Origin of the sequence: Sulfitobacter sp. R18_1 (genome assembly GCF_017743915.1) — a bacterium.
GTDB lineage: Bacteria > Pseudomonadota > Alphaproteobacteria > Rhodobacterales > Rhodobacteraceae > Sulfitobacter > Sulfitobacter faviae.
The window spans coordinates 807,282-819,584 of sequence record NZ_JAGHRG010000001.1 but is presented as its reverse complement, the minus strand read 5'-3'; the positions used below and the strand labels follow the sequence as shown (position 1 = coordinate 819,584).

11 protein-coding genes are annotated in these 12,303 nt (G+C 50.7%); 9 read left to right on the top strand and 2 right to left on the bottom strand.

Translation table 11 applies throughout. The features are described 5' to 3' along the window. The 3 genes from J7392_RS05130 to J7392_RS05120 all read left to right on the top strand — a co-directional run. On the top strand, positions 1–854 hold an 854-nt coding region (locus tag J7392_RS05130), incomplete at its 5' end, for a hypothetical protein (protein ID WP_209216494.1). A gap of 168 nt (positions 855–1,022) precedes the next feature. Continuing rightward, complete coding sequence (locus J7392_RS05125; protein WP_209216493.1) at positions 1,023–1,643, top strand: hypothetical protein; 621 nt, start codon at positions 1,023–1,025, stop codon at positions 1,641–1,643. Between the two features lie 33 nt (positions 1,644–1,676). Continuing rightward, positions 1,677–2,555 carry a hypothetical protein gene (locus tag J7392_RS05120; RefSeq protein ID WP_209216492.1) on the top strand — a complete coding sequence of 293 codons (879 nt, stop codon included), beginning with the start codon at positions 1,677–1,679 and terminating at the stop codon, positions 2,553–2,555. A gap of 155 nt (positions 2,556–2,710) precedes the next feature. On the opposite strand, the gene J7392_RS05115 is transcribed toward J7392_RS05120, so the two are convergent. Both J7392_RS05115 and J7392_RS05110 read right to left on the bottom strand, forming a co-directional pair. After that, the gene (locus J7392_RS05115; RefSeq protein ID WP_209216491.1) at positions 2,711–4,369 is read right to left on the bottom strand and encodes a hypothetical protein; all 1,659 of its coding nucleotides are present in this window, start codon (positions 4,367–4,369) and stop codon (positions 2,711–2,713) included. 61 nt (positions 4,370–4,430) lie between these two features. Further along, complete coding sequence (locus tag J7392_RS05110; protein ID WP_209216490.1) at positions 4,431–4,799, bottom strand: hypothetical protein; 369 nt, start codon at positions 4,797–4,799, stop codon at positions 4,431–4,433. A gap of 205 nt (positions 4,800–5,004) precedes the next feature. On the opposite strand from J7392_RS05110, the gene J7392_RS05105 reads away from it, so the two are divergent. The 6 genes from J7392_RS05105 to J7392_RS05080 all read left to right on the top strand — a co-directional run bounded on the left by J7392_RS05105 (position 5,005) and on the right by J7392_RS05080 (position 12,295). Continuing rightward, positions 5,005–5,901 carry an inositol monophosphatase gene (locus J7392_RS05105; RefSeq protein ID WP_209216489.1) on the top strand — a complete coding sequence of 299 codons (897 nt, stop codon included), beginning with the start codon at positions 5,005–5,007 and terminating at the stop codon, positions 5,899–5,901. A 29-nt stretch (positions 5,902–5,930) separates the two neighbouring features. Continuing rightward, complete coding sequence (locus J7392_RS05100) at positions 5,931–6,704, top strand: hypothetical protein (protein WP_209216488.1); 774 nt, start codon at positions 5,931–5,933, stop codon at positions 6,702–6,704. A gap of 9 nt (positions 6,705–6,713) precedes the next feature. Further along, a complete protein-coding gene (locus J7392_RS05095) occupies positions 6,714–7,445 on the top strand; it encodes a hypothetical protein (protein WP_209216487.1) in 732 nt (243 codons plus the stop codon). Between the two features lie 72 nt (positions 7,446–7,517). Further along, positions 7,518–10,076: a CRISPR-associated helicase Cas3' gene (gene cas3 / locus J7392_RS05090; protein ID WP_209216486.1), complete on the top strand. Its 2,559-nt coding sequence runs from the start codon at positions 7,518–7,520 to the stop codon at positions 10,074–10,076. Then, on the top strand, positions 10,063–11,718 hold the full coding sequence (locus J7392_RS05085; RefSeq protein ID WP_209216485.1) for a hypothetical protein: 1,656 nt from the start codon (positions 10,063–10,065) through the stop codon (positions 11,716–11,718). The genes cas3 and J7392_RS05085 overlap by 14 nt, the downstream gene beginning before the upstream one ends. Positions 11,719–11,773: 55 nt before the next feature. Beyond that, complete coding sequence (locus J7392_RS05080) at positions 11,774–12,295, top strand: type I-E CRISPR-associated protein Cse2/CasB (RefSeq protein WP_209216484.1); 522 nt, start codon at positions 11,774–11,776, stop codon at positions 12,293–12,295. The last annotated feature ends 8 nt before the right edge of the window (positions 12,296–12,303 follow it).

The window sequence follows — 12,303 nt, the reverse complement described above, 5'->3', positions numbered from 1 at the left end:
ACCCTCTCTATAAGGATGACCCAACCGGCACGGAAAAGCCGTGGACATTCAAAAAACCAAGCGAACCAGACACTCGTAAGGTGGATACCTGGAAGTCAGACACAAGATATGTCAACCCGCGCTATAAGGACGACAAGACAGGTACAGAGAAGCCTTGGACGTTTAAGAAACCCACTAAGCCGCACACCGGTTACGTTAAGCCTCCGATTTCAAGAGAAATCGTTAAGCCTCCGGTTTCCAGAAGAGACGTTAGCAAGCCGAACACCGGTTACGTTAAGCCTCCGGTTTCCAGAAGAGACGTTAGCAAGCCGAACACCGGTTACGTTAAGCCTCCGGTTTCAAGAGAAATCGTTAAGCCTCCGGTTTCCAGAAGAGACGTTAGCAAGCCGAACACCGGTTACGTTAAGCCTCCGGTTTCAAGAGAAATCGTTAAGCCTCCGGTTTCCAGAAGAGACGTTAGCAAGCCGAACACCGGTTACGTTAAGCCTCCGGTTTCAAGAGAAATCGTTAAGCCTCCGGTTTCCAGAAGAGACGTTAGCAAGCCGAACAACGGCAATCAGGATACCTGGAAGTCTGATACGAGATACGTGAACCCACGCCGGGAGGATGAGGCACCTCACAAAGTAATACGCTGGACTCCTAAGAAAGTCACCAATCCAGTCACCCGTAAGAAGGAAACTTGGAAGTCAGACACAAGATATGTCAACCCGCGCTATAAAAATGATACAACAGGCAGGGAAAGACCTTGGACATTTAAGAAGCCAGCCCAACCCGCGCGTGAGGGCAACAACCCTCGCAACAGTCAGTGGAATGGATACAAAGAGTATAGTGAACATATGCGTAGTATGCGATAAAACTGAAATTCTAGAAGCAAGTCCGGGATCTATCCAAAGACTCAGACGGAAGGCTCTCCTAAAGAATAAGCAAACACATAGCATATTTCTATGCATAGTAATTATTGACAATGCCTCCTTTTGGGGGCATTGTTTTTTGATTTCTAACAATACCGGAAAGATATTGGAATGGACGACAACTCAAAAATTGCCAGACTTGAGCAACAACGCAATTCTGCCAATCAGGCTTTGTCCACCCTAAAAGCCAAAATGAAAGACATCCGGAACACGCATAAGACCGAGTTCGGACCCGCAGTAGCTTTCCTGGAGGGGCTTGGTGATCACCTCGCAGCCGCGAAGCTCAAAGAGGGGCAAAAGATCAACGATGATTTTATGCGGGGTCAGAAATGGACGGTTGAGCAAACCATTCATAAGCTTAACCGCCTTCGACCACAGCCTCAGAATGAAATGGAGCCTAAAAGCGGTTGGAGTGCGCCTGGTGAGGAGTTGCGCAAACTAACATCTCGAATGAAGCGTAATGGCGTGTTCACGTTCTTTGATAGCTACATGCGGCGCGATGATTTCCTTGAAGCCTCTGATGCGTTTCTGGAAGGCATGCAGGTTGTGGCTGCCGAACTGCTCAAAATCGACGATGAGTACAAACCCTGGAAGGTAGAAGGGGAGCCGGACTACAGTTTCGAGACAGCACGTCGGCACATGTTGCGCGAGATTGAGGAAATCACCGTGATTTCGATCTTGGAACATGAAGGTGATCTAATCACAAGCCTCGCACCATCGCCTTCGCCATAAGACCTGAAAGACATCCACACTTAAGGATCAATGATGCCTAAATACCACGGGAAAAGAACGCTCGCCTACGACGTTACTTGGGATCTAGAGCCCCTCCACGGCAAGATGGAGGGCTACGCACTCCTACGCCGAAAGGTTGCAGTCAGCGCGGGTGGAAAGCCCATGGAACCGCATAGTTTGGCCATTGGTTTTCTGACACCTCAAGGTTACGAGCTCTTCCTGAGCGAAGAGGGCAAGCGCGCGAGGAACTATTACAATCGCAACCCCAGAGGCTTCAGCCCTCTTAATTATCTTGGTTGCTACTCAGGCTACGCCATTTTGACCGCAGACGAGCGTAAGAAGATGTTAGAGGAGGGTCCAAACGGGTATCGTGACCTCTCCAAGCAAAAAGATTCACTCTTCGAGCATGACAACAAAGATGGCTACCAATCTATCTATATGACACCAGATTTGGACCTCTATGATGCTTATCTTAATGGGGAATGGTCTGAGGAAGACGTGATTTACGTAGATCAAGCCTTTTTGTGCCTGACCGATGTTTTCGGTAACGTTCTTCCAACGCGCATCGATTTCACCTTTCACCAGATCATGTCTGCATACGATGCAACAGACACGTTGAGCCAACACAGATTTGAGTTCCTGTTGCGTGATAACAGTATGTTACCAAACAGCGTGGCGCCCTCCAAGCTCAGAGTGCTGCGCAATGATTTTTCATCATTGTTGCAGATTTCCTTTCTTCCAGATGACAGCGACATGGCAAAAGTGACTGACTACCTGAAGGAAAAATGGGAGCAGACGAGTTTGCAGCCGTCTACGATCTCCAGCATCGACCTAAGGGGCGCGGTTCTCAAGATGGACCTTATGGGGTTGGGGAGCTTGCTATCCCCGGAAGCAATCGCACCAAAGAACTAATCAGGGATCATCCCGCTAATGCGAAAGCCCTCGAGCCAAGTTCCGGTTCGGGGGCTTTTGCTTTTCGGTGGCCAGCGAAATTACCCTCTACCCGGGATCTTCACTGTCCTAGATGTCGCCCATGCTGGACGACATCGTAGAGCGAGCAAGTGAGATCAAGACAAGAAGTTTGATATCCAGTCTTCCAAGTCCTTAAGCTCCCAGTCCTTTTCATAGCGTATCCCGAATAGAACCTTCGTACGTATCGCTTCGGATATAGGGTAGAACTCTGTCTGAACCTGTATGAGACCACGCATTACCATCGCCATACCTGGACCTGCTTTCTCAATTGTGTCTTCTTCAAGCTTAGTAAAGAGCAAGGATTCTGACACGGAGTTGGACGTGGTGGCTGCCGGTATCACCCAAACGTAGGTCAGCACGGCCGCTGCGCAGCCTGCCACAGCGTAGGCGATGGGCTTCCATCGGTACATCCCCATCAACAGTGCGAAGGCCGCTGTCTTGAACGTATGAACCAAGGCGCCGATAGTTGAAAATATGAAGGCGACAAGAGGGATATAAGCTGCCCGTATCGCATCGTTGCCGAGCGTGACGTTAGTTCCCCCATCCTCAAAGGTCTCAATAGGCGACAAGAGGCGCTCTACTTCGTTTTCAACGACATAATCCATCCAAGGATCGAACATCCGCGCCTTGAACTCCTCAAAGCTCCAGCCGGTTGCTAGCGTCAGATGCTTTGGCGTGCTCATCTTGGAGTGCCAGTATCCCTGCATCTTTTTATGCTGAATGAAGCCTTGGAAATTCAAGTCTGACGGTAGATGGAAGCCAAAATGCTGGAACATTTGGTGGTTGTATTGAGGGTCGATCCGATTTCTAATCTTTTTCTCAACGGCGGCATAAAAGCCAGCCTTATCACGCGGGTCCCAATAGCTATCAACATAGACCCCATTTTTTCTCACATTACTGCGCACCCTTTTGTAGAGGCTCTTTGGGAGCGTGTAAGGGGAGTATTTACCAAGGCCATTCCGGTACTGACGGTAGGCTTTCGCCTGCTCTTCTGGTATTTTCTGGGCAGCTTCGAAGTGAGGATCGGCCAACCTAAGATACCCATTGAAGCTCTCTTTCAGGGCAGCCTCGCTCGGTAGGTAAGCTTTGTTATAGAACGCCAACGCACCGCCCAATGCATGTACAGTACGCTGGCGAACAATTTGACCAAGCTCGTTTTCCGTCTTTTCTTCCAGGTTATCTGTGGAAAGAGCTAGAGCAGGCAGAATTGCCAAGAACGTCTTTCCCTCAGGGCTGTCCAAGTCAACCTGATCCATGGGTAACCCATCCAAGCTGACGTTCTCCGAGTGCATGGCACCTGTAAGGGCCACAAGTGTTGCTGCTGCCCGCTTCTGAGCAGCACTGGAGGTGGCCGTGATGCCTTTGAGAATACCCTCTTGAATGCCGTAGCTGGTAGCAACCCCAAGAGCGAGAGTGATCGCTAGCAGAAATCCGGTACGTACCAGACCATAAGGTTTCTTAGGCGCTTTCGATGGTAGCTCAATACGTGTGGGCGCGGAAATCTCACGTTCGGTTTCCAGCGTGTAAACTTGCTTCTCGCGATCATCCCGCGCCGCGTACTTCAAAACCATAGGCCACAAGACAAGGGTGAAGGCGATGCCACTGATGATACGGCCGAAGAATTCAATCTCATCAACCGCATCATGATCCAAAGTGGATCCCACCACGTCCAAAAGCCTCGCATTGAAGGCAAGCTCGAAGAGGAGGTAAACACCTGTTACCAAAAACAGAAAAACGTAATGCTTACTTTTCAAATCAATCCCCTTCGAAATCCTTGCTTATCTAATGTGTTGTAGCGCCTCTGCGCTCGAGCTCTTAATCGTAGAGCTTCACCTTAATGGGGGCAGGCGCATCAGAGGTGCCGGTTGCGGCTGCGCGCTGGGTGGTGTCGACAGGTCCACGACGGCTCAGAGAAGTAGACGATGCAACACGCGTGGTCTTCTCTTCCTCTTTCTTCTTTTTGGTCGTCGACGCTGTGCGCGTGGAGGATGTGGTGCTGGTCTTGCGAGCAGTGGGAGCTGCTTTTGGGGTGGCCCGGGCCGGTTGGCGGGTCTGCGTCGGCGCTACCGAAGTCTGCTTCATAGCGGTGCTTGTGGTCGGGGCCGGTGCGGCACACCCGGAAACCAAAACAGCGGATAGGAGAGCTGCCGAAATAGCAGAAAGAGATTTGAATGATTTGGTCATTGCTAAAGTCCTTTGAAAGTTTTCTTCACTTGACTTTAACTAAAATAGATAAGGATATGCAATGGTTAGTTTGGCATAAATCATGATCATTTAGAGAAATAGTTGCAGTCGAGGTACAATTATCAGGAATCTCAACTCAATATTAATCCACCTTTAATCGAGGCATTGTACCCCTCTGTCAAATAGTTTTTGACAGGAAGCCCTAATGGATATCTCGACCGCAATGTACCACCAAATTACCGAAGTTGTACGCGAGGTGGCAAAAGAACTCATCTTGCCGCGTTACCGGGCCCTTGCGGCGGGTGAGGTGGACTCCAAAGACTACGCGTCTGATCTCGTCACCATTGCAGACACAGAGGCCGAAGCTGCCATTACGGAGCGGCTTTCATGCATCATTCCGGAAGCCTTTATTATTGGTGAGGAAGCCGTGGCGGCCGATCCCAGCTTGCTCGACAGCCTTCCAGAGAAAGAGCTGGTCATAATTATTGATCCGATTGATGGAACATGGAACTTCGCGAAGGGAAACAACAACTTCGGGGTCATTGTTTCAGTGATTAAGAAGGGTGAGACAGTTTTCGGACTTCTTTATGATCCGCTCTCTGATACCTGGGATATGGCCGTAAAAGATGGTGGCGCCTGGTCTCAAGGTGACGATGGTAAGCTGAAACCACTGACTGCTTCGCCTGCCAAGCCTCTTTCTGAGATGATCGGCTTCATCCCTTACTACATCTTTGGATACACCCATGGTCAGGAAGCCCGGGATCGTCTGCTGAAGCTTTTCCCTGAGTTTGATCGCATCATGTCTCTGCGGTGCTCAGCCCATGAATACCGCATGCTGTCAGAGGGTTCTGTAGACTTCTCTCTGACCTCCAATACGAAACCTTGGGACCATGCTGCTGGTGTTCTGATCCATCAAGAGGCGGGAGGCTACTCCTGCACCTTGGAAGGCGACCAGTACCATGTAGGCCTGAAAGAAGGTCATCTTCTTATGGCGCCGGATAAGGAAACGTGGGAGTTGATCGCCGCCAAGATTAAAGCTGCTCTTAATCCTAAGCAAGAAGGGTTCCTTGTAGGTTTCACAGTGACGCCCGAATTTAAGTAGAAGAGAAATACTTTTCCTGCGAGGATACGATGAAAGCAAAAATTGAAATTGAGATCCCAGAGGGACTATGCGGAGAGCATGAAGAGAGCGATGTAATAGCACAAAAGCTTCAAGCTCTCCTCAGCACGGCCGAGCGCCCGATTGAGCTTTCATCCGTTATCGAGATATCAGCAGACCCGGTCTGGCAGGTATGGTTCAAAGATAAGAATGGTGACGGGTGGGTAGTCGCGGATTCAACTTCCTTTGGCGTTCCCGGAAGCGCTGTGCAAGGTGATGAAACCTACAAAATTCTTCAGCATATGACCTGCTTCACGTCGAATGACGCCTTGGTATACCTTGGGGAAAAGATTTCTCAGGGGCACATTTCACCAGTTATCCGACATGAAGATGATCGGAATTATGATCCAGTCACGGTTACCGTTTACACTCCAGATCATGGAGAAACCCATCTGGACATTTCATCGTTCTTGATGGAAGCGAGAGAAATTGATCTGGAGACGATAGCACTTTCCCGCTGGGAGATTGGCTTCCTACACGTGGGTGTTGCGCTCGAAGGCCTCAAACAAAGATCTCATCCGGCTTTCAGGGCGGCTCTTGAAGGTAAAAAGTTAAACGAAACAATGGACGGGACAGCTGCTATTTTTATGCCTGAGCTCCTCCATGACAGAGATGATTTTGAAGCCTACTTGCTTAAAACCAAAGGTCACAAGATCGCAGCTTTCATCGACTCCGAAAAGCTCGAGGCATGGCTGCGGCATAACCGATCAGACGTGAACTATCCCAATACAACCCCGACACCTTGAGGTAAAAATATGAAAATCAAACTAGAAATGGATATCCCAGATGACGTGCTTAAACCCGGTATGTCCTCTCACGATCAGAAAAAAGCCATTGAGGCGTACCTGGGGCGCGAGGTTCAGTCTGTTGAGGCAAACCTTCCTGGCACGTGGCAAGTCTGGTCTAGAGCAGGTAATGACTGGCGCGTCTTAGACCTTCAAGATGACGGTGGGATGAACACCCTCGATGCTGTCCGGGATGACGAGTTTTACTACAATCACGTGGCCGATAATGTCTGTGGTGACGAGAGAGCCGTGTCCGACCGATGGTTCACTGTTCTCTTAGATGACACTGTCATCCGTCATGCCGGAATGCGCCATGTAGACCCCATGATTATGCAAGTGGTCACTCCTATCGGTAATCTTGCGAGCGTGGACATCGCCAAGTTCTTGATGTCCGAGGACGGTGACAAGATTGAGGATCTGGCAGCCCGTGGCTTTGAAATGAATGCTTCGGATGTGGGTGCTGTTATCGATCAAATGATGCGGTGGGAAGGCTTTATTTTCGAGCAAATTTTGGACAAGGGTGACTATCTAGACGATGTTCACGAGTTCAAGTTCGAGATCGCTCACGAGCGTTGGAGCCCTCAGAGCTGGTGTGAAGCGCAGGTCGGATCCGTGTCCGTGGATGCTAAAGCTCTCGAAGTCTGGCTACGAGAGAACCGCAATGACCTTCAATATCCGGACTCACCAACAGCGGCCCCCTAAGCATAGGAACAATATTATGCTTGCAATAGCATGAATAATTATGGATAACCTCCGCAAAGAGGTTGTCTATAAATGAATATCCACAGAAATCCGGTCGCATGGGCCAAGCTTGGTAAGGATGGCCAGGTCCATCGCCTTGCACACCACTTGATGGATGTTGCTGCCTGCTTTGAGGCAATTGTCACCCTCCCGGTTTATCGCAATAAGCTCGAAGCTCTAATTGAGCGCGATATGGATGACTTCGATATTCAGCGCCTGTCTTTTCTGGTGTTCCTACATGACGTAGGTAAGCTGAACCCCAACTTCCAGATGAAGCGGTTCCGCAAGTCAAGCTCGCCACATGCCAGTGATGGCTTCAACTTCATCAAGCAAGCCCGCAAAAAGGACCATCCGTTCCATTCTCTGTTTATGCAGGTACACCGCACAATGGGTGGGGAGACCATGACATCGGTGATGCGTCATATTTTAGCGCACCACGGCACACCGGCCCGTCCCATGCCGATTGCATGGGATAAGCCAAAAGACCTCGAGTATGACTTGGCGGAAAACACCAAGGATCTGGGAGCGGCTGCAAAAGCCTGGTTCCCCAAAGCTTTCGACCCCAAAGCCCGACCGATTAAGAACTCTCATGCGCTCTGCCACTTCCTGAATGGGCTTACCGCTCTGGCTGACCAGATGGCTTCCAGCAACGAGTTTTTCGATTACTACGAAGAGATCGACTTCGGACACAGTAAGTGGGCTCGCAAGCAAGCTGCCGAAATTATGATTGCCACCGGCATCGATCCTGGCGACTTCAAGCTACAAGGAACAGATGACGAAACCCTCTATGGGTTCACCAACCTACGGCCCGCTCAAGCTTCCATGCGTGATCTGGACCTGGATGCAAACCTCGTGGTTTTGGAGTCGGATACCGGTTCAGGCAAGACCGAAGCCGCATTAGCCCGTTTTGGGCTCCTGTATGGGGCAGGAAAGGTCGCTGGCATGTATTTCGCGGTTCCCACCCGTGCAGCGGCCAAGCAGCTTCATACGCGCTGTGTGGAAGCTATGAAGCGCATGTTTGGAGATATCTTCCCTGAACCGGTCCTTGCTGTGCCTGGCTACATGAAGATGGGCGATAACGAAGGCCTCAAGATCGGCAAGTTTGAAGCGATCTGGAATGATAATCGGACTGCCCAGCGCTGGGCAGTTGTGGAAACCGACAGATATCTGGCCGCCACAGTGGCTATCGGCACAGTTGACCAAGCCATGATCGCCAGCTTGCGCACGAAACATGCGCATATGCGCGGCAGTGCTCTGGCGAAAAACTTGCTCGTCGTCGATGAGGTGCATGCCTCGGACGCCTATATGACCCGGATCATCAAGAACCTCCTGGATGGGCATTGTGCGCTCGGTGGTCATGCCCTGCTGATGTCTGCCACACTTGGTTCTGTTGCCCGCCAAGAATGGATGGGGCGCGACATTGAGCCCTTTGATGTTTCCGCCCAACACCCCTATCCAGCCATCTGGACAGATCGGCAAAACGGACCCGTTTTTGTGGATGCATCCGGCGCCCAGCAGAAGTCTGTCACCATGCGAGAGGTTCCCTCAATGGAGCCAGATCAAGTGGCCCGGATTGCGATTTTGAATGCCCAGCGCGGCGCCCGGGTTCTGATCATCAAGAACCTCGTAAGCTCCGCCCAGCGCGTATATAACGCCATTATTGAGCAGGGTGGAGGGCACCTCCTCTTCGACGTAAACGGTGTCCCAGCTGTTCACCATTCCCGCTTTGCGACAGAGGATCGAGAGCAGCTAGACCAAGCTGTTGAAGCCGTTTTGGAGAACGATGAACATCGGCAACAAAGATCGGCAATTGTGATCGGAACGCAGACCGTTGAGCAGTCTTTGGACATTGATGCGGACTGTCTGATTACTGATCTCTGCCCAATGGATGTTCTCCTTCAACGGATCGGACGTTTGCACCGTCGGATCACTGGAATGCCAAGACCGGCCGGATATGAAACCCCACGATGTATTGTCTGTACGCCGGATTACGGGATGCAGTATCTTACCGAACCCAACTTTACGGAAGGCCTTGGTGCTATCATTAGAGATGGTGCAGTTGATGGTATCTACACCGATGTCGTTGGTCTCGAGCAAACCCGCCGCTTGATCCATGACCGACCGGAGTGGGTGATCCCTGAAATGAACCGGTATCTGGTAGAGATGGCCACGCATCCTGATGCCCGCGAAGAGCTACTAAACGAGTTAGGGGCCGCCTGGCGCCAATATGAGGAAGCAGTCATGGGCCGGATCCTTGATGACACCCGCCATGCAGGCCGTTTGTGTCTGGATCGATCTGCTCCCTTACCAGAAGACTATGATGAGCGTGCCAGTACCCGTCTGGGTGAATTTGGGGCAACACTAATGTTCCCGCGCGGTACCAGAGGGCCCTTTGGAAACTTCGTCAGCCAAATCGTGGTGCCTTCCCACATGTCGGAAGGGCTGCCAGACAACCCTCCTTTACGTGTCCAACTTCGACGTGATCGTGGACTGAATATCTGGGCGATGGGCGAGGAGGGTAATGTCGTACGCGCATACACCTACACCCGTCAGGGCCTCAAAATTATGACCGAAGAAAATGCTGGAGACTGATTATATGAAAACCTTCAACCTGTTAAGTGAGCCTGTAATTACGGTCCAGACCGGTGACCAGATGACGCTGCCTGAAGTCATGGATGGATTATCCAAGGGTTTGGTAACGTCCTTCCCAAATCTGATCTCTTATCATGCCAAAGTCTGGCACTGCTTCTTGGTCCAGCTGGCAGTTCTGGCGATCACCAAATTCGATAAGGAGCCTGCATCATCGGATGAATGGGCCCAAGCTCTGTCGATGTTGACCAATGGCGATGAGTACTGGGATCTGATTTCTGAGCCTGGAAAGCCAGCCTTCATGCAGTCTCCGTTGAACGAAGATGATCAAGCCATGGTTCACGCAAGCTCAAGACGAGACCCAAAACGCACGCCGGATGCTCTTGATATTCTGGTCACAGCCAACAACCACTACGTCAAACAGAACCGAAATTATGACGCTTCCATGGAAGACTGGCTATACGCTCTGATCGTTCACCAAACAGAATCCGGATATGGCGGCGTCATGAACTATGGTACCGCGCGTGCGGCTTCAGGAAACCAGTCTCGTGTATTTGCTGGCGTCTTCCAGATTGCCGGTAAGTTCATGACCATCGACGCATCATCCTGGTTCCAGCAAGACGTGCAGGCATTGCTTTCTAATCGGGCGGCCGCTAGCAGCAAAGAACAGCAACGCTTTAAGAAGCCAGGCGTGCTTTGGCATCTGAAGTGGGACTACAGCTACGTTCAGCCGAAACCCAAAAAAGGCGAAGGCAAAGAAGAGGGTGAGAAAAAGCAAAAAAGGGCTGTGATCCCAAAAAACAGTCTTCCAGTGACCTCACTTGATCCGCTGTATATTGATCAAGCCCGTGTCCTGAAGTTGTTTCAACATAATGGTCGGATTGAGGCTATCGCGCTGGGTTCTACCGCCGAACGCGTACATGCAGCGGAGTTTCAAAAAGACACCGATCCTTGGGCGATCCTTGCCTACAAGGACGATAAAAAGGGGCAGGTGGGTTACACCCCATGGGGCTATCCGGAGAAGAGCCCAAGAGCCTTCGACTACCGCATGATCAGTGATTTCCTCACCAACGATGAGTACCGGTTCGCTCACCGTGACTATGTGGATTGGGAAGCTGACAACCTCGGTATCTTTATAGATTTCGTACGCAAGGGGCAGGGTAAGACACTCGGCCATAAGCACATCTTCGTGCCCTTGCCGCGTGCAGCCAAAGACATCTTCTTTGGTGGGGAAGATAAAAACAGCATTATGAAACAGATGATAGAACTCACAAAAGAGTATCTAAGTTCGCTCTCAAAGTCGGTGCGAGTTTATGTTGCCCGAGGGGACATGGATCGTGCCAGAGATATCAAATTCATCAGGAAACCAGCCACCGGAGCAGCAGTTAATATGGTCTCAGATCAGGCGCATCTGGATATCGACGGATATTTCATGCGTGAATGGGCTGCCATTGTTGATGTTGCTGACGATGATGAAGCACTGGAAGAACGCTTGGTGGTCTTTGAGAAGCGACTGAAGAAGACGTGCTGGAAGGTGTTCGATGAGTTCCTCAGCAGAGGGCAGGTTCCATCGTCCACGCGTTTGCGGTCGGAATCTCGGGCAAGAGATGCACTTATTCAAGGAATGAAAAGGAAAGCCGCTTGACTTAATCTGAGCATAACAAGTATAAACAAAGAATAAATTGGGAACTATACTTTACATGCTCGACACAGTTACCAGAGACGCGATATCTGTCTACAAACACTTATCAATGCTGCCCGCCGGGGATCTCGCCCAACTTCGGCGTGCAGATAAAACTGGATGTCCAGCGTTTTGGCAATTGGCAGCAAAATTTACGGATACGGTCGACAAAAACCCAGCGCGGTGGATTTATATCGTAGCCTCGCTTGCAGAATTTATCACTGCGGATGGCATGGGTCGGGGTCGAACTCTCACACATGATTTTAAAGCTCCCCTTGGCATGCTGCTCGCAACAGGTGGCATCCAGCATCAAGGGCGAACCACGAAGCCTCTGCTATCTGAAGTAAGGCTCGCTCATCTCACAAAGCTTCGTGGCACGCAGCGCTGTCAGCAGTTTCACCGTGTAATGAAAATGGTGAAGTCGCGTTCCCACCCTCCCTACAGGATCAACGTTGGAGAACTGGCCTGGGCCATTCTCGATGAAAAATCCGGTTTTCCAGATCGCAAGATCGCCCGCGAATATTATCGACACGTTCAATAAAGACCAAG